This is a genomic window from Ruminococcus sp. MCC718 (assembly GCF_018783905.1).
In the GTDB taxonomy this organism is placed as follows: Bacteria; Bacillota; Clostridia; order Lachnospirales; family Lachnospiraceae; genus Hominisplanchenecus; species Hominisplanchenecus faecis.
In genome coordinates this window covers 1-19,235 of record NZ_WQNP01000152.1, presented here as the reverse complement: position 1 = coordinate 19,235, position 19,235 = coordinate 1, and the positions used below count along the sequence as shown (strand labels likewise).

The 19,235-nt window shown below is 44.3% G+C and carries 14 protein-coding genes; 13 read left to right on the top strand and 1 reads right to left on the bottom strand.

Annotation, left to right across the window (positions count from 1 at the left end):
• The first annotated feature begins 90 nt into the window (after window positions 1-90).
• The 4 genes from GPK60_RS12680 to GPK60_RS12665 all read left to right on the top strand — a co-directional run bounded on the left by GPK60_RS12680 (window position 91) and on the right by GPK60_RS12665 (window position 10,966).
• The gene (locus tag GPK60_RS12680; RefSeq protein ID WP_173897418.1) at window positions 91-2,163 is read left to right on the top strand and encodes a S8 family serine peptidase; all 2,073 of its coding nucleotides are present in this window, start codon (window positions 91-93) and stop codon (window positions 2,161-2,163) included.
• Between the two features lie 158 nt (window positions 2,164-2,321).
• Complete coding sequence (locus GPK60_RS12675) at window positions 2,322-3,572, top strand: leucine-rich repeat domain-containing protein (RefSeq protein ID WP_215660465.1); 1,251 nt, start codon at window positions 2,322-2,324, stop codon at window positions 3,570-3,572.
• Between the two features lie 37 nt (window positions 3,573-3,609).
• Window positions 3,610-4,167 carry a hypothetical protein gene (locus tag GPK60_RS12670; protein WP_173866821.1) on the top strand — a complete coding sequence of 186 codons (558 nt, stop codon included), beginning with the start codon at window positions 3,610-3,612 and terminating at the stop codon, window positions 4,165-4,167.
• 349 nt (window positions 4,168-4,516) lie between these two features.
• The gene (locus GPK60_RS12665) at window positions 4,517-10,966 is read left to right on the top strand and encodes an NPCBM/NEW2 domain-containing protein (RefSeq protein ID WP_215660461.1); all 6,450 of its coding nucleotides are present in this window, start codon (window positions 4,517-4,519) and stop codon (window positions 10,964-10,966) included.
• A gap of 93 nt (window positions 10,967-11,059) precedes the next feature.
• Here the strand turns inward: GPK60_RS12665 and arcC are convergent, their stop codons facing one another.
• Window positions 11,060-11,992 (bottom strand): carbamate kinase, encoded by a 933-nt coding sequence (gene arcC, locus GPK60_RS12660; protein WP_022119111.1) that lies wholly within the window; start codon window positions 11,990-11,992, stop codon window positions 11,060-11,062.
• Between the two features lie 870 nt (window positions 11,993-12,862).
• Here arcC and spoIIIAA point away from each other — a divergent pair.
• From spoIIIAA to GPK60_RS12615, 9 genes are all read left to right on the top strand, one after another.
• A complete protein-coding gene (gene spoIIIAA, locus GPK60_RS12655; RefSeq protein ID WP_243871913.1) occupies window positions 12,863-13,849 on the top strand; it encodes a stage III sporulation protein AA in 987 nt (328 codons plus the stop codon).
• On the top strand, window positions 13,843-14,361 hold the full coding sequence (locus GPK60_RS12650; protein ID WP_022119226.1) for a stage III sporulation protein AB: 519 nt from the start codon (window positions 13,843-13,845) through the stop codon (window positions 14,359-14,361). The genes spoIIIAA and GPK60_RS12650 overlap by 7 nt, the downstream gene beginning before the upstream one ends.
• Before the next feature lie 18 nt (window positions 14,362-14,379).
• Window positions 14,380-14,574 carry a stage III sporulation protein AC gene (spoIIIAC, locus tag GPK60_RS12645; RefSeq protein ID WP_022119227.1) on the top strand — a complete coding sequence of 65 codons (195 nt, stop codon included), beginning with the start codon at window positions 14,380-14,382 and terminating at the stop codon, window positions 14,572-14,574.
• Window positions 14,571-14,951 carry a SpoIIIAC/SpoIIIAD family protein gene (locus GPK60_RS12640; RefSeq protein ID WP_022119228.1) on the top strand — a complete coding sequence of 127 codons (381 nt, stop codon included), beginning with the start codon at window positions 14,571-14,573 and terminating at the stop codon, window positions 14,949-14,951. Before spoIIIAC ends, GPK60_RS12640 begins: the two co-directional genes overlap by 4 nt.
• A gap of 11 nt (window positions 14,952-14,962) precedes the next feature.
• The gene (locus GPK60_RS12635) at window positions 14,963-16,192 is read left to right on the top strand and encodes a stage III sporulation protein AE (RefSeq protein WP_215660459.1); all 1,230 of its coding nucleotides are present in this window, start codon (window positions 14,963-14,965) and stop codon (window positions 16,190-16,192) included.
• A 17-nt stretch (window positions 16,193-16,209) separates the two neighbouring features.
• Entirely contained in the window at window positions 16,210-16,728 is a 519-nt protein-coding gene (locus GPK60_RS12630; protein ID WP_173897425.1) for a stage III sporulation protein AF, read from the top strand.
• Window positions 16,729-16,733: 5 nt separating this feature from the next.
• On the top strand, window positions 16,734-17,321 hold the full coding sequence (locus GPK60_RS12625; RefSeq protein WP_215660455.1) for a stage III sporulation protein AG: 588 nt from the start codon (window positions 16,734-16,736) through the stop codon (window positions 17,319-17,321).
• Window positions 17,322-17,341: 20 nt separating this feature from the next.
• On the top strand, window positions 17,342-18,037 hold the full coding sequence (locus tag GPK60_RS12620; RefSeq protein ID WP_173897458.1) for a SpoIIIAH-like family protein: 696 nt from the start codon (window positions 17,342-17,344) through the stop codon (window positions 18,035-18,037).
• 152 nt (window positions 18,038-18,189) lie between these two features.
• On the top strand, window positions 18,190-19,128 hold the full coding sequence (locus GPK60_RS12615) for a hypothetical protein (protein ID WP_215660452.1): 939 nt from the start codon (window positions 18,190-18,192) through the stop codon (window positions 19,126-19,128).
• The last annotated feature ends 107 nt before the right edge of the window (window positions 19,129-19,235 follow it).

Sequence of the window (19,235 nt, the reverse complement as noted above, 5' to 3'; positions counted from 1 at the left end):
GACAGATTTTATACTTCGACAAAAAATAAAAGTGGATTTATACCGTGAAGTATGAAATAAATGTAGTGTATTACGAAAGGAGAAAGCTATATGAATAAATGGAAGAAGGTAGTAGGAAATGTTATGGTAGCAAGTATGATATTGACGAATACTTCAGCAATATCAGTCGCAGCAAAAGAAACAGAAGCGGAAAAACAGTATGTTATTCTTGCAGAAAATGATGCATATGAAATAATGGGATCAGAACTGCCGGAAGATGCAGAAAAAGAGACACTGGAAAGTGACACAAGTCTGGTTGTTGCTACATTAACAGAAAAAGAAGCAAGACAGATTGAGAAAAAAGAGAATGTGATTATTGAAGAAGATGTTCTGCTGAAAGCAAGTGAAGAAGATGATAAAGAATATTCTGCAGAAGAGAAAAGAAAACGCAGACAGGAAATCAAAGAAAAGAAGAAAAAGAGCTTAGAGGAAGCAGAAGAAACAGAAGATTCTGAGAAAGAGAAAACGGAATGGAATCTTCAGGCGATCAGTGCAGAAAATCTGGATGTAAGTAAAGATGCGAACGGAAAAATCAAAGTGGCAGTATTAGACTCCGGTATTGACTATGTAACAGGAATCGACATTGCCGGAAGCGTAAATTTGGTAGAAGAGGACGAGGATATTCTTCCAATCTTCCAGGATATGACAGGACATGGAACAGGAATTGCAAGTATTATTGCTGCAAATGGAGAAAACGACATTAAGGGTATTAATCCTGATGTGGAATTATATTCCGTTAAAATTTTGGATAAAGAGAATTCAGCTACACTCAGCCGGGTGATCAGAGGAATTTACTGGTGTATAGAAAATAATATCAATATTATAAATATGAGTTTCGGAACAAATGTGTATTCCGCAGCTTTAGAACAGGCTGTCAAAGATGCCTATGATGCAGGAATCTTAATGATCGGTGCAGCCGGAAATGAAGGAGAAAGCGTTGAATATCCAGCAGCCTTTGAGGAAGTAATGGCAGTTGCAGCGACAGATGAAGAAGCCAATATCAGCGATTTCAGCAACAGAGGAGATGAGCTTGAAATTGCAGCACCGGGAGAGAAAGTAAAAGTGTCAGGTTTCTTTGACGGAACTTCTGTAACACACGGAACAAGTATTGCCGTACCTCATGTTGTCGGAGTGGCTTCTTTGGTATGGGAAAAAGATTTAAATAAAAGCAATGAATTTGTACGACAGCTTATCGAACAGAGTGCAAAACAGATCGATAATATTAATGAATGTGGTTTACTGGATGCTGAAAATACATTGAAAAATTATGAAGAATTTGAGAAGATTTTTGACGAAGAGCAGGGAAAAGCTTCCAGACGACTGGAAGAAAATCAGCAGGAACCGGAGCGTTTTGAAGAGATCAGTGAAGATCAGGCATACGTAGAAGGCAGATGGGCAGGAACAGATCATAAAGCAACCGTTGATAAAGGGGCTGCTGGTTTTACTACAGAAGCAATCGATAATATTAAAAAAGGAATCGTTTATCCGGATCGAGAGGCATCTGGATGGCAGAGTGGAAAGAAGAATTCACGGTGGCATGGAAAATGGGAAGAATATACAGAGCATTATGAAATCAATTATGTAGCAGCATGTGAAATGGTAACGGATATAGCTACAGAAAATGGAGTTATTGCTTCAGGTGTTACGTACGAAGATTATTTTGGATTATCAGAAGACGTGTTTAAACAGTTAAAAAGAGATATCAATGGATTAAAGAGCAAATACAGTACGCTACTCACAACAGATACACCGGAAAACAGAAAATATTTTCTTTATGGATGTGGTCTTCATATTATAACAGATGCCTTTGCACATTCGACTACGAAAAAAGACGGAACTATTATTGGACATAGCTATAATAATGGAACACGTCCAGATGATACTAGCTATCATCACAGACGCTATCAGACAGCGGTAAAAGTAGTAGAATCTGCATTAAAAGACTTACAGGAGAACAATTTATTTTGTGATGGCTCAGATGTAATTACAGCCTTAAAACAGATATATACAGACGAAGCAACCTATAAAATGATAAAGATCAAAAAGTATGTGAACGATAATGGATATTCGAATGCGATCTTAAGCAAAGTGAATATTGATACGCCTAAAATACCAAAAAGCTGAAATGTATTTTGTACAAACAAAACAACAAAGAAACGTAAACAAAATGTAAAACTATCAGAAATACGCAAAAATGCAGCAAAAAAGCATTGACAATTCTTTAAAAGAAAGATATATTACAGTTACGAAGTACGAAAAACAAATATCAAGGAGGAAAAAGGATGGGAATGAAAAAATTGAAAAAAGCGGCGATGATAGCGGCAGCCAGTATGTTTGTAATGATGGTGCCGATGATCCAGACACATGCAGCACCGACGGATGTGATCGAAAACAATGAGAGCGGTATTCCGGATAAGGTGCTTTATCAGAATATCTTGAAGGTACTTGGCAAGCAAAGTACCGATACTTTTACAGAGCAGGAAGCATCCAGCGTGGAAGAACTGGAAATTGTCGATTATAAAAAAATACCTATGGAAAGCCTGAAAGGAATCGGTTATCTGACAAATCTGGAAACTCTGAAAATCCAGGATCAGTGGCAGCTTTCCAGTCTGGAAGGTCTGGATGGAAGACTGAAAAAACTTGATGCACTGAATGTATCGTATAGCGGTATCACAAGCATAAAAGAAGTAGCAAACCTGCCATCGCTGGTCTATCTTACTTTTGATGGAGATAAGATCCGCAGTCTGGATGGAATCCAGGGATTAAAGAATCTTCGCTATCTGATGGTTTATGATAACTGTCTGACCAGCCTGAAGGGGATTGAAAGTGTAGTAAATCTGGAGGAATTTTATGCATACGGTAATCAGCTGACCAGCCTGAAAGGAATTGAAAATCTCACTAAGCTTAAAAAACTGGAAGTCGGAAAAAATCGACTCAAGAACCTGAAAGGGATCGAAAAACTGACAAATTTGGAAGAGCTTGGTGTTTCAGAAAACAGACTGACAGATATAAAAGAAATCAAAAATCTGAAAAAGTTGGAACGGATATATGCATTTTGCAATAAAATCAAGACTTTACCGAACCTGAAACAGTTCAGCAAACTGAAGTATATATTTTGCGATTTTTCAGATAATCTTCTTTCCGAAAAAGAACTGGCAGCCAAACTTCCGAAAAGATTTCTGACAGGCGGTAAAAACAAAAAGGCATGGCTGTCAGATCAGAAAGAGTTCCAGAAATTAAAACGCACGATCAAGCTGGTAAATCCGAAAAAGAAAACCGAGATTTCTGTAAAAACAAAAGAGATATCCGGCTATGCATTCCCGGAAGCATACGTTGAACTGAAAAATCTGAAAACAGGAAAGACAACCAAATGCGTGAAGGCAGATAAGAACGGATACTTCAAATTGAAAAAGCTGAACCTGAAAAAATGGGGCGGAGCAAAAGTTCAGGTAAACCTTTACAAATACAGTAAAGAGCAGAAGAGAAACGTTCAGGTAGTCTGCAATACCGTTCTGAAGGTGAAAAAGAAATAAAAAATGTAATATTATAAAAAGAAGGGAAGTGTAGCAAATGAGAAACAATGTAAGAAAAAAGATGAGACTGATATGTCTGCTGTTTGCTATGGTCTTGCTGGCAGGGGTTCCGGCAGCAGCAAAGGACAGAAAAAATCAAAAAGCGGCGGCAGAAAATGTTGTAAAAAAAGAAATGGTATGCAAAACGAACGGAACCATTTACCAGTGGAAAAATGATTCCTGGCGAATCAAAAAGAAAACGATTCGTACCAAAAAAGAATTTAAAAAGTTCCAGACGGTGCTGAAGAAAAAGCAGGAAAAAGGCCTCAGAAAAATGTTAAAAAAACAGTATGCCGGAACGAATTTCAGGAAAAAGAGCATCGTGCTTGTTCCGCAGCTGCTTTCACCATATATGAATTATAAGTATAAGGCCATGGTAACAAAGTTCGATGCAAAAGGAAAACTGGTCGGTGAAATCCAGATCGAGAGAAGCGGAAACATGGATAAACCAGGCGTGTCCTATCCGGCAATCGTGAAAACATATGTGGTGGTTGTACGAGTTCCGAAAGCACAGGAAGCAATGATTGATTATTATCAGATTGCGTTTCAGGATTAAAGCAGAATCACTGCACATTCTACACTTCGTTCCGGTCGGCACAAAACCATTGTCCACTGGACAATGTGTGCCCTCGCGGAGCGTTTATCTCAGTCGGAGATTGTACTCCCACTGAGAAAGACTTGTTATTACTCACCACTTGCAGAAGTGGGAGTCTTCTCGACTGAGATAAACAGTTTACTAAAAAACAATAAAAAATTGAATAAAATCTATAGAATGAAAACAAAATCTATAGAATGTGTTATGGAAAGGATCAGAAAAAACTGATAGTCTGTAAGAGAAATGAAAACCCGAAAACAGGTGCGTACAGCACCGGGATCTATAAACAAAGAAAGGATGGGGAAAGGGAATGAAAGAACACAGACAACTCAGAAAATTCTGGTCCTTTTTACTGGCGTTTGCCATGGTGTTTACCACAGCAGTCGGAAACATCGGACCAGTCGTTATGGCAGCAGATGATGATACGTTTGTAGAAGTCACTGTTCCAAACGGAGATTTTGAGTCTCAGACCACAGGCTGGACGTTTAACGGAACCGAAGGCACAAACGGAGACACGAAGTACTGGCGTGTTTTCAAAAATGAATGGGCACAGAATAATAAGACAAACTGGTATGAGGCATACAGCCATACCGGAGATGAAGACAGTTTTTCTTTTACACAGACAATCGAAGGACTGGTTCCTGGTACTTACAAAGCTTCAGTTGAGGCTGCAGGTGGAAATGACAAAGGAAGTCTGACTGCTTCTCTGATGGCAGGAAATAAAAGTGTATCGGTTCGTCCGACCGCATGGGACAAATGGACAACTTACACAACCGATACTTTTGAAGTCGGCGAAGACGGAAAATGTACGGTCAGCTTTTCCGTAGCTCTGACCAACGAGTACATCAATCTGGACAACGTAAAACTTTACCGCAAATCTGAAGCAGGACCAAAGACGGTAGATAAAGTTGCAGATATCACAAAGAAAGTGATCGTTGGAAGTACCTTTACCGCACCGACACAGGCAACCGTTCTGTATACAGACGGAACAAATGCACTGTTTGATGTGACATGGAACAGCGATGAGCTTGCAAAGGTAGATACCAAAACAGCAGGCAGGACATTTACGGTAAACGGAACAGTTACCGTAGAAGGAACCGCATACGATGCAGTGATGAATGTAGAGGTTCTGGATGCATCCGGTCTGGTTCAGGAAGTTCCGGAAGGTTCTCTTGGATCCGTTGATTTTGATGCAAACTGGCAGTTCTATCTGGCTACGAGAACACCAAAAGTCGCTGATGGCGGTTTCGCAGCGGCAGGTGTCAAAGATGCCGGAGATTACACAACAGACGAGATTGTTGATCCGAGTTTCAATGACCTCGGATGGAGAACGGTAGATGTTCCGCATGATTTCAGTATTGAAGGTGAAAAAGTAAAGAGTTCTTCCGATGCACAGGCTTATCTGGAAGGCGGACTTGGCTATTACCGTAAGAGATTTACCGTGCCGGCATCCATGTCCGGAAACAAGACAATTTCTCTTGACTTTGAAGGCGTATATCAGAACAGCGTTGTTTACTTAAACGGTGAGAAGATCGGCAGCTATCCGAGCGGTTATACCGGATTTGCACTGGATATCACGAAAAAAGTAAAATACGGCGAAGAGAACGTACTGGTTGTGAAAGTACAGAACATGTCACCGTCCGGCCGCTGGTACACAGGCAGTGGTATCATCCGCCCGGTACATCTGCTGATCGACAATCAGGCACATTTCAACCGCAACGGCATCACACTGACAACTCCGACTCTGGAGGACGATTATACAGCATCCAAGACAGGTGCACTGAATATAGAAGCAACCGGTTATTCTGATTCTACAAACTCCAATGTTTATATGGAAGTAACCGTGCTGGATGCAGATGGCAAAGAAGTAGCAAAGAAGAGTACAGAGAAAACAGCGATCAACCCAAGTACTGCATTTACCCTGTCTTTGAAAGACAGAGATGCTGTTGAGGTTTCCAATGTAAATCTCTGGTATCCGTGGAACCTGGGTACACCGTATCTGTATAAGGTAAAAGTAGATCTTTATCAGGAGATCAACGGTTCTTCTGATGGATATCAGCTGATCGATACGGAAGAAACCGAATACGGATTCCGCTGGGTAAAAGTCAAAGAGACGACCAATGATCCGACAAGCGGTGGTTTATATGTAAACGGACAGTATACAAAAGTTCAGGGTGTTGACCTGCATCACGATTCCGGTGCATTGGGAGCAGCAAGCTACAGCGATGCCTATGACCGTGAATTTGACAAACTGATGGCAATGGGTGTCAATGCATACCGTACTTCCCACTGCCCGCCATCCAAACAGGCAATCGAAGTCTGCAGAAGAAAAGGTATCCTTGTGGTAGAGGAAGCTTTTGACGGATGGGGAAAAGCAAAAGCAACATATGATTTTGGTAATTTCTTCTTCCAGGAAGTACCGTCTGACTGGGCAGGACTGAAACCGAACGGTTATACACAGCTTCCGACACCGGGCGTAAACTACGATGGTGCAAAACTGACCTGGAGTGACTGGGTTGTACAGGAAATGGTAAACCGCGATAAGAATGAACCTTCTGTGATCGCATGGTCGATCGGTAATGAAGTCCGCGGCGTGGGCAGCAAACCATCCTGGTATGATGTTTCCAAATACGATCTGCTTGGCGTAAATCCAGGAGGCATGAATGAATATACTGAGGCAGTTCGTCTGATGGGCAATGTCAATGCAGCAGACGGCACACGTTACGTGCTGATGGGCGGTGACCAGGAGCGTAGTGTTCCGGCAGCAAACAAGGTATGGGGTTATGTAAACCAGGTGCTGGACGGATACGGATTGAACTACAATACAGCAAAATCCGTAGACGGACTGATCAGCAGATACGCTATCGGTGATGGCACACTGCTTGAAAAAGCAACAAAGACCTTCTTCTTCGAGTCCGAGTCTTCTTCTCAGACTTCATCAAGAGGTGTTTACCTGGATCCGCAGTTTACGAACACCGGTATCAATCAGACTCCGGGCAAACGAGGCGGTTCCAACTATGACAACGACTTTGCATCCTGGACGATGTCCAATGAATATGGTCTGAAAAAAGACCGTGACCGCAAGAGCTTTATCGGACAGTTTATCTGGACCGGATTTGATTACCTCGGCGAGCCGACACCGTACAGTGTTTACCCGGTAGGTGTATCTTCCTTCGGTACGATCGACACCGCAGGTTTTGCAAAAGATTCCTTCTATTTATATCAGAGCCAGTGGACAAGCACGCCGATGGTACATCTGCTTCCGACCAACTGGGATCAGTGGCATGACGGCGAAGAAGTAGAAGTCTGGGTAAATACCAACCAGCCAAGTGCAGAGCTGTTCTTAAACGGCGAGTCTCTCGGCAAGAAGAGTTTCGATGAAAAAGAAACAGCTTACGGCAAGAAATATTATGAAACATCAGAAAAAACACAGGACGATAAGACCTGGGGTGACAGCACCAACCCTGGCGGTTACACCAGCAACGGAGCAGTTCTTGATGACGGCGAGTTAAATTCCGGAAAACTGCACCTGACCTGGAAAGTTCCGTATCAGGCAGGTACACTGGAAGTAAAAGCCTATGACAAAAACGGAAAAGTAGTGGCAACAGACAGTGTAAGCACATCTTCCACACCGTATACCATTTCGGCAGTGGCAGATAAGACCGTTCTCAAAGCAGACGGAACCAGCCTTTCTTATGTAGAATGTACCGTAGTCGATGAAAATGGAAATATGGTACCGGATGCAGATAATCTGGTGAAATTTGCAGTCAGCGGAAAAGCTTCCATCGTCGGCGTGGACAACGGAAAACAGGAAAGTGCAGAACTCTATAAATACGATAACGTAGATAAGAGCAGCTATTCTGAAAGAATGGCTTACAACGGAAAAGTACTCGTGATTCTGAAATCAGAAAAAGAAGCAGGCGATGCTCTGCTGACCATTTCTTCTGACAATCTCAAGCCGGTACAGGTCGCACTGAAAGTAACAGAGAACGGAACCGGAGATGCATCGAAGGCAACAGAAGTGACCGGAACCGAAAAATCGGTTGATGCAGTGAATGTAACGGTACCGACCGGTATGAGTGTGACACTTCCGTCTGTAGTAAAAGTAAACTATACAGGCAGTGCAGGAGATTACAGCCTGCTCAAAAAAGTAACCTGGTCTGAAGTAAAAGACGGAAAAGCAGAAGGAACGATCGAGGGCAGCAAGCTTACCGCACAGGCAGCGATCACCGAAAGTGATGATGCGGCAACCGATGTGGAACTGGCAGCGGGCAAAGCAAGTGCAACGGCATCCTTCACAGGATCTGATAAGAATTATCCGCAGAATATGCTGGATGGAAATGACAGCACAAGCTGGACCAATGCTTACAACAGAGGTGCATCGGTACTGCTTCCTGCAAACAGTGCATCCAGAAAGAATGAATATGTAGAATTTGACTGGGAAGAAGCCCAGGTTCTCAACCAGATCACCCTGAACTTCAAAGAGAGCCGCTACTGTGCAATCCCGAAAGTGCTGGAAGCACAGTACTGGAACGGTGCAGACTGGGCACCGGTATCCGCACAGAGTACCGTGAAAGAATCCGGAGCACCGGCAGTGATGCAGTTCAAACCGGTTTACACAACAAAAGTCCGTGTGTACATGGAAAATGCAACACCTTATACAACATCCGGCAACATGGAGATCACAGAAGCATCTGTGAAATTAAGTACCGAAAAGCTTGGTGCACGCCTGGTACTCGAAGGCGAAGATGCTGTGGTACAGGGCAAGAACCTGACAATGAACGCAAAACTTGCAAACCTTTCCTCAGACAACCTGTTAGGTGAAGTAAGCTTCCGCGTTTCCTATGATGCAGATGTCTTTGAAGCACCGACGGTTGCATTGAAAGATGGCATCGAAGGTACGCTGACAAGCACAGAAGCAGATGGAAAGATTCTTTACACACTGAAAAACGAAGCTGGAATCCCGGCATCTACAAGTGATTTTGCAGTGATCACCATGAAAGCAAAAGCAGATGCACAGCCTGGCAGCTACAGCGTAGGACTGGAAAATGTGACAGCAAAAGATACCACAGGAGCATCTGCAGATCTGACAAGCACAGCGATCACCGTTAAAGTAAATGAGCGTCCGATCACCGGAGAAGTGACCTACCTTTCTGACATTGACTGGAAATATGCACAGTCCGGATGGGAAAGTGTCATGAAAGATAAGTACTGCAACGGAGCATCTTCTGGAGCAATCTCTTTGAGTGTCGATGGCGAACAGACCTACTTTAGTAAAGGTCTTGGTGCAAACGCAGATGCAACAGTTGAGTATGATGTATCTTCTTACAAATCACAGTTAGAAGAAAACGAAAAACTTTATTTCCAGGCATATGTCGGCATTGACTATTTCAAGACAGCAAAGAAACAGAACGGTGATGGTGTTTATTTCGTAATTTATGACGGTGAAGTAGATGCAGATGGAAATATCCAGGGAACAGAGATTTATCGCTCTGCGAAATTAGACAGCTATAGCGATGCAGAACATATCAGCATTGATATTTCCAGTATCCAGAAAAATCTGGTTCTGTTCATGGATAAAGTCGAAAATGATGCACACGATAATGGCGACTGGGCAGATGCAAAACTGATCCATACACCGGATCCGAATGCAGCAGATAAAAATGAACTGAAACAGACACTTGACATTGCAAAAGCATTAAAAGAAGCAGATTATACCGTAGAATCCTACAAAGCACTGCAGAAAGCACTTGCGGATGCACAGGCTGTATATGCAGACAAGAAAGTAACGCAGGAAGCGGTCAATGCACAGGCAGCAGCACTTCGGGCAGCCGTACAGGGACTGAAAGTTCCGGATGCAGCAGATTATCAGGAAGTTTTAAAGAAACTTCAGAATAAAGAAAACGAGCTGACACAGAAGGATGAAGAGCTGAAGACAGCAAATGCAAAAGTGACAGAACTGCAGAGCGAACTGAAAACGGCACAGGATGATCTGAAGAAACTTCAGGACAGCGTGGATGCCAAAGAATCTGAAATCGCAGCCAAAGAAGCTGAGATCACAAAACTGAACGGTGAACTGGCTTCCGCAAAAGAAGAAGTAAGCACGCTGAAGAAGGAAAAAGCAGATCTTGAGAAAACTGTAAATGATTACAGAGCACGTATCCTGGAGCTGGAAGCTGCTGCCAAGAAGCAGAAAGAAGAAAGCGATGCAGCTTACAAGAAACTGCAGGAAGAAAAAGAAGCAGCAGAAGCAGCACTGAAACAGGCTCAGGCTGAGATCGAGAGACTCAAAGCACAGCAGAATCAGGAAGAGCCAAAACCGGAAGAAACACTGAAAGTCGGAGATACCGTTACATCCGGAAATGTAAAATACCGTGTAACGGATGCACAGAAGAAACTGGCAGAGGCATACGGCGTAGATTCCAGAAAAGCACGTACCCTGAAAGTAGCAGCAGCCGTGACAATAAGCGGTGAAAAAGTGAGCGTAACATCAATCGCAGCAAATGCATTCAAGGGTATGAAGAAACTGGAAAAAGTGACGATTGGAACAAACGTTTCCAAGATTGGCAAGAATGCATTCTCAGGCGACAGCAAACTGAAGAGCATCCAGATCAAGAGCAAGAAACTGACTTCCGTAGGCAAGGGAGCACTGAAGAACATCTCTGCAAAAGCAGTCATTAAAGTGCCGAAGAGCAAAAAGAAAGCATACACATCCCTGCTGAAGGGCAAAGGCCAGAAAAAGAGCGTAAAGATCAAATAGTGTGACAACAAAAACTTCATCTTAGCTGAAGTTCAACAGCAAAAAGAAATACACCGCATGGAAACGTGCGGTGTATTTCTTTGGCATTTTAATTTACTCTGTGATAATGGTTCCGGTCTTGCCTTTCAGGGCATCGATGGCATTTTCCAGATTTGTGATGATTGCAGAGCGTCCTCTTCCGGCTGTGATAAAATCAACGGAAGCACAGATCTTTGGAAGCATGGAATTTACACCGAACTGATCGGCTGCGATATGTTCTTTTGCTTCTTCTACCGTAATATGTTCCAGAAATCTCGGATGCTCGGTGTCACGGTCAATGTCAACCATCTTGTCGTTTGTGAGGATCATCAGGATATCTGCATCCACGCCTTCTGCGAGTTTTCCGCTGGCGTAGTCTTTTTCGATGATGGCACTTGCACCTTTGAGCTCATTGCCCTGCTGCAGAACCGGGATACCGCCGCCTCCGCAGGCAATAACAACCTGGTCGTTCTGAACCAGTGTTTTGATCGCATCGATCTCTACGATGCTTTTTGGCATCGGGGCAGCAACGATACGGCGGTAACCTTTGCCAGGCTCTTCTTTGACATAGTTGCCTTTCTGTTCTTCTGCTTCTGCCTCTTTGGCATCCATGTAACGGCCGATCACTTTGACCGGATGATGGAATGCATCGTCATAAGGATCAACGATCACCTGTGTCAGGATCGTAGATACGGTTTTGAAGATGCCTCGTTTTAAAAGCTCGGCACGGATCGCATTCTGCAGGTCGTAGCCGATGTAGCCCTGGCTCATGGCGGAGCATACGGACATCGGAGCGACTGTGTAGTCCGGATGCGTTTTGCCGAATTCGTTCATTGCAGTGTGGATCATGCCGACCTGCGGTGCATTGCTGTGTGTGATCACCAGCTGATAGCCTTCTTCCACCATATCAGCCAGCACAGCTGCTGATGTTTTGACAGCCTTTTTCTGCTCCGGAAGTGTGGTGCCGAGGGCACGGTGTCCGAGAGCGATTACGATTCTTTTCTTCATGCAAAATTACCTCGTTTCTTTGTAGAATTTATATATGATGATGTGGGTGTCAAAAGTCCCCAACTATGATGCCTACGGATTGTTCCGTGCGTTGCACTCCCACAATCCTTTCTACGCTCCGCTTCGGTCGGTGCTAAACATGTGCCACTGGCACATAGCACCCCAGTATTCGCATATCGGGGCGGGTCCCAAGGTCTTTCATCCACCTATGAGCAAGCTCATGTGGATTTAGACCTTTTGACCCTGGCATCATATAGATTTCAATAATAGACTTCCTAGCATCATTTTATCAGGCTACAGCGAAAAAATCAATAAGAAATACGAAGAAACTGCATAAAATATCTGAAAAATATATTAAATAAATACAATTATAAAATAACAAAAAAATATTTAAAAAAGTGCTTGACAAATCAAAGAAGAACGCCTATAATAAAGACAACAAAACAAAAGAGAGAAACAAAAAACAAGGAGGACAGTCCAATGAAGACATAGCACTACATCAAAAATAAAAAAGCAGTCATTCAACTTCAGTGATTAAGAAAGCGAAGGGCAAATTCAAAAAAACAGAAAGAATTAAAATCAAAAGAATCTAAGAAAGAGAGGTACAGTCCACCAAAAACTTAAACTACATCTTCTTTTGTAAAACACAGAAGCGGACAGGATGAAAATGAAAGAAAGGTAAGAAGTCCAATGGAAATAGCAGAACATCATTAACAGGAGATATGTTGACGAGAAAGACATATCTCCTGATTTTTTTGTGTAAATTTAAAGAGAACGCTGCGATGTGTCCGGATGAATCTTTTTTTCGGACATCATAAGTACTCATAACAATATCCGCCTGAGCATAGTATGTCCTAAGAGGTGAGGACATTGAAATGTGCAGACGGATTTTTTAAAATATTTTCGCTTCCGGTGAGGAGGATCCTGCAGAAGGCAGATCTGAATTTTGGCGAGCTGCAGGAGATCCGGATGAGGATCAACAGTCCGCTGATGATCCGGCAGCGGGGAAAAGAATACAAGCTCACAGAAGAGGGGAAACTTCTGCGGTGTAACGGAAATGAGCAGTATGAGAAAGAAAATATTCATTACGTGGATCGCTGTGAGCTGATGGAAACGATGGAGTACATTGCCGGGTACTCGCTTTATGCTTATGAAGATGAACTGCGGCAGGGATTTTTAACGATCCAGGGCGGACACCGTGTCGGTGTCGCCGGGAAGATCCTGATGGAGGAAGGGAAGGTCAGGAGTATCCGTTATATTTCGTTTCTGAACATTCGGCTTGCTCATCAGGTAGAAGGCTGTGCAGATAAAGTAATGCCTTTTATTGTGGAGAATGGGGAAGTCTGCCATACACTGATCATTTCGCCGCCGTGCTGCGGAAAAACTACGCTGCTGCGTGATGTGATCCGTCAGATTTCAAACGGGAATGCCTGGTGTGAGGGAAAGAATGTCGGTGTGGTGGATGAACGTTCAGAAATCGGAGGAGCTTACCAGGGCGTTCCGCAGAATGATCTTGGCATACGGACGGATCTGCTGGACTGCTGTCCGAAAGCAGAAGGCATGATGATGCTGATCAGATCCATGTCACCGGAAGTGGTGGCAGTCGATGAGATCGGGGATTACGGCGATATCAAGGCGATTGAATCGGTGCTGAACTGCGGATGCCGCCTGATTGCGACGGTTCACGGTAGTTCGGTGGAAGACATTGAGAAAAAACCGCTCCTTCAGAAGATGGTAAAGGAACACGTTTTTGATCGCTATATTATTTTAAGCGGAAAGAAAAAAATCGGTTCGGTGTGGGGGATTTTTGATGGCAGAGGGACCAGGCTCTACGGGGAGGAGGGGGTGGTATGCTGAAACTGTTCGGGGCAGGGCTTACCATGTTCAGCTGTTTTGCGGCAGGATGCCTGATCTGTGCGGAAATGAAAAAGAGAATTCACATATTGGAAGAGCTGCGTCGCATGACGGTTATGCTTTCGGCGGAAATTGGCTATGCGAATACGATGCTGGATGAAGCGTTTGGCAGCATTGCAAAGCGGGTTTCACCGCCGCTTTCAGATTTTCTAGTACATGTGCAGGAAAAGATGCAAAAAGGAGAAGAAGCGAATCTTGGTGTGATCTTTGAAAAGCAGCTGGAGATGGATCTGAAAGGTACTGCCTTAAAGGAGAGCGACCTTGCAAGCCTTCGGACGCTTGGCGGTCAGCTCGGTTATCTGGATGTGGCGATGCAGAAAAAAACACTGGATTATTACCTGGAACAGGTCAGTGATGCGTGTGTTCAGGCAAAAAAAGAATACCGGGAGAAAGAAAAAATGTTTCGATGTCTGGGTTTTGGTGCCGGTGCGTTTCTTGTCATTTTACTTTACTGACAGAGAGAGGAGATGGAGATGAGTGTTAATCTGCTGTTTAAGATCGCAGCGGTCGGGATCCTGGTCTCGGTGCTCGGTCAGGTCTTAAAGCACAGCGGCAGGGAAGAACAGGCGTATCTTGCAAGCCTTGCAGGGCTGGTACTGGTGCTGTTCTGGGTGCTGCCGTATATCAGCCAGCTGTTTGAGAGCATAAAGGAGTTGTTTGCACTGTGATCAAAATTGCAGTTCTTGGGATTACCGGGATTTTACTGGCGTTGTTTCTCAAAGAGACCAGACCTGTGTTTGCCGTGTTGATCAGCATGGCTTCCTGTATGCTTATTTTTTTCTGTGCAGTGGAAAAACTGAGGTATTTATCAGAAAGCCTGCAGCAGCTGCAAAGCTACACAAACATAAAGGATGCTTATGTGAAGATTCTGTTCAAAATGATCGGTATCACCTATGTGGCGGATTTTGCGGCAGGCATCTGCAAAGATGCGGGATATGGGGCAATCTCCTCACAGATTGAATTTTTCGGAAAGATCTCGGTGCTGGCGACAGGGACACCGGTTTTGCTGGCACTGTTTGAGACGATCCGCAGCTGTCTTGCCTGATGGTAAAATATATGAAGAAATATCGTATTTATGTGTTTTTGCTGCTTTTTGCAGGATGGTTGGATGTGGCAGGACAGAAGCAGGTGTGCGAGGCGGCCGTTCTTTCAGAAAAAACGGCGATCATGGCAACATCACAGGTGCAGGAGAAAGATCAGGGACAGGATACAGCAGAAGAATTACAGACCGGAGCGGAAGACTTCCTTAATATAAAGGCGTTTCATTTACAGGAAGTCGAAGAGAGCCTTGCAGATCTGGAGAAAGAGAGCAGTTTTCGTTTTGCGGATGCACTGAAAAGCCTGATCAGGGGAGAAATCCCGCTGAATCTTTCAACTTTGAAAACGCTGGTTTTTGATGCACTGCTTCTGGAATGGAAAAATCAGAAAGAGACGGCACTGCAGGTGTTTTTACTGGTGATCGTGGCGGCACTTGTTTTGAATTTCACGGATCTCATGGAAAAGAACGGTACAGCACTGATCAGCTTTTTTATGATGTATCTGATGCTGGCAGCAGTTCTGATGAAGGGATTTACCGGAATGAGCCGGATGACGGATGCAACGCTTGGCAGAGTCAATGGCTTTATGAAAGCTCTGGTGCCGTCTTATTTTGCGGCGGCCGTTTTTGCGGGGAACAGCGTTGGAGGGCTGGCGTTTTACGAGTCGGCGATCCTGCTGATCGCAGCGGTGCAGTGGGTGCAAAGATATCTTCTTCTGCCCGGTGTGCAGCTTTATGTCCTGTTTTTGCTGCTCGACCATCTCTCAAAGGATGACAGGCTCTCGCATCTGGCAGAACTTGTGCGTACGGTGATCGAATGGGCAATGAAGAGCATGACAGCGGCAGCGATCGGATTTCAGGTGATCCAGGGACTGATCCTTCCGGCCGTTGACGGGCTGAAAAATACAGCCGTCAGCCGAACCGTATCGGCAATCCCCGGCATTGGCAACCTGTTTGGCAGCGTGACGGATACGGTGCTTGGTTCTGCCGTTCTTCTGAAGAATGCCGTCGGTGTGTGCGGGATGATCGCTGTTCTGATGCTCTGTCTGGCACCGGTGTGCCGTCTGGCGTTCTGCACACTGATCTATAAGGCGATGGCGGCCCTGGTGCAGCCGGTCGGCGACAAACGGCTCAACGAATGTGTGGCGGCAGTTGCAGAAGGAGTCGGGCTGCTTCTGAAGATCATGATGTCCTGCAGTATGCTGTTTTTCCTGACGATCGCCATTGTCACCGCATCGCTTGGAAAATAGAAGAAAGGGGAGAAAAGATGTCGGCAGAGATTCGAAGCTGGGTACGGAGCATCCTGTGCTGCCTGTGTCTGATGCAGCTTGCAGAGCAGGTTCTTCCAGATAACCATTATCAGAAATACATTCGGCTGTTTTGTGGTGTCCTGTTTCTGATCCTGCTGATTAGTCCGCTGACGGATCAGGCACATCTGACGGCAGTATTTGAGAAACAGTGGCAGCAGGCATTACAGCTGGAAGAGTGGGATTCGATCCGGATGGAACAGGAAAATTTAAGTGATTTAAGGAGCCGTGTTCTGACGGAAGCCTGTCAGAAGGAAGTGCAGCGTCAGATTGAAGAGACGGCAGACGGGGAGGGGATGAAAGGGACAAAAGCGAAGGTTGTATTTCAATCCGAAGAGACAGAGGGCATCCGCAAAGTAACGATTTCCGGGGGGTATGAGGATCTGCAGCAAAAAGAGGCGGTGCAGGAGCAGATTTTACAGAAACTCTGGGAAATTTATCAGATCAGCAGCGATAAAGTGGTCTTTTTGGGGGGATGAGCCGCATGAAACAGTGGCTGGATTTTTGGGAGAAATGCAAAGGAAAAAAGGGCAGTCCGGTGCTGATCGGTCTTCTTGTCGGACTTTTGCTTCTGGTGATCACCTGGCCGGATAACAGCAGCAAAAAGCAGAACACACAGATAAAAACCAATGCACCGGCAGTTGAAAACAACGTAAGAAATACAGAAGATCTGGCACAGGAACGGACACAGAGGATGGAACAAAGGCTTGAAGAAGTGCTTCGGGAAGTGGACGGAGTGGGGGAAGTCAAAGTGATGATTACCTTACGTTCCTGCGGAGCGTATATTGTGGAAAAGGACACAAGAACCTCAAACAGTCAAAATACACAGGATCAGTCCGGCGACAAAAGCACGGCGGATGCACAGGATTTCGAAGAGAACACGGTTTTTGAAAAGCAGGAAAACGGAGCGGAAACGCCGTATGTCAAAGAAATCACAGAGCCGGAAGTGGAAGGTGTGATCGTGGCGGCAGAGGGCGGAAACAATGCAAAAACAGCAGCGGATATTACCGATGCGGTCGTAGCATTATTTGGGATTGAAGTGCATAAAATCAAAGTAATGAAGAAGGTTTAAGGAGGAGAGATGTGAAACATATGTGGAAGAAAAACCAGATCATCATCACAGCTCTGGCGGCATTAGTCGCAGTGGCAGGCTATCTAAATTATTCGGGTACGAAACTCGGTGAAAATGCACTGCCGGCATCCACAACAGAGACCGAAGCCACACTTACCGATATCGACAGCCTGGATCAGGACATCACCCTTACCGACTCGGCGGACGGAGAAGTTTATTTAGGAGAAGCTGCGGCAGGCGAAACCGATGGTATGAGCGATGCCTCCCTGTCGGCGGGCGAAACAGATGCCGGAACGGACACTGCATCCGAAGAAGTGACCGACACGCCGGGCGAGGCAGTACTTACCAGCACAGGAACAGGCAGCAGCTTTGCGGCCCAGGCAAAACTGACCAGAGAGCAGGTACGATCCAAAAACAAAGAAACCCTGCTTGAGATCATCAACAACGAAAACGTGACCGAAGAACAGAAACAAAATGCAGTCAACGATATGACAGCCCTTACAGAGAACGCAGAAAAAGAAGCGGCAGCGGAGCTTCTGCTCGAATCCAAAGGATTTACCGATGCAGTCGTGAGCATCACAGACGGCAGCGTCGATGTGGTCATCGGACAGAGTGAGATCACCGATGCACAGCGGGCACAGATCGAAGATATCGTAAAACGCAAAACCGAAATTTCCGGTGAGAATATCGTGATCACCACCATGCAGAGTGAGTGAAAGAGGCAGCAGTGTGCAAAAGCATGCTGCTGTTTTACAGTAGATTCTCTGTGCTATAAAGGTTAAAGATGAAAAAAGATGCCAAAAGCATAAAAAGTTTGTTATAATAGCATCATATATAAAATTTGTATCTTAATAAGGGGAAAAGTCAAATGAAAGTATACGCAAAATTCAGAATTGATATTGATAAAGAAGATGAATCCATCTACACGCAGAAAGCAGTAAATCTGATGCAAAAGCTGGGATGCAAGGCAGAAAAACTGTACAGTTCCATGGAAAGATATACGTTTACCGTGGACATTAAGAAGGCAGTCTACAGAGAACTTATGGAATTAAAGAAAGAAATTGATCAGGTATTTCAGTACGATGAAGATACGGAAGAAGATGACGATGAATTGCTGGATATCATAGAACCGGATATCTGGTGCTCTTATATACCGAAATATACGCAGGAAGAAGAGAAAAATGCGATTGGATATTATATTGACCTGGCAGGATATGAATTTGAAGAAAATGAGAAAAAGGTATATGAAAGTTTGTGTCCGGAGTGTGAAACTTTTTTCCAGAACAAAGAATATACCTTTAAAAAGAAAAAGCAACTGGAGGATCTGAACAGAAGAAAAGCAGTGTTTACCCGCCCGGGACAGTTAGATATGTTTGTGACCATTCCAATGTATGAATATCTTATAGAAAAAGGACTGTCCCAAAAGAATTTTATTCCGGCATATTATAGCGGAGTTTTGAAAAAAGTTGCAGGATATCAGTTAAAAGCAGAAAATGTACTGGGAAAGGGAGCCTTTCAATGTGAAAGCTACAGGGCAACAGAAGCATGCAGTCACTGTAAAAAGGTGCGAGTTCAAAAAGAACCAGATGCGGGATTTCATAATATTTATCTGGATACAGAAAAACTGGGGAAATGGGAGCATGTCAATGCAACGTATGAATATACATACGGACATGCCAGAAGGATTTTAATTTATAGTCCGGAAATGAAAGAATGGCTGACAAAGGCAGATGAAAAATTGATCATGTATCCGGTATTTCCACTGGAGATGAAAGGAAAGATAAATCTGGAAAATGAAAATGGATGAGTTTAAAAGATATGTAGCGAAGCAGAATTCTTTCTACTACAATATATTTATGGTTAATATCCCTTACAGCCAGTAAGGAATTATCCATCTTGTTGCTTAAGCTGTAT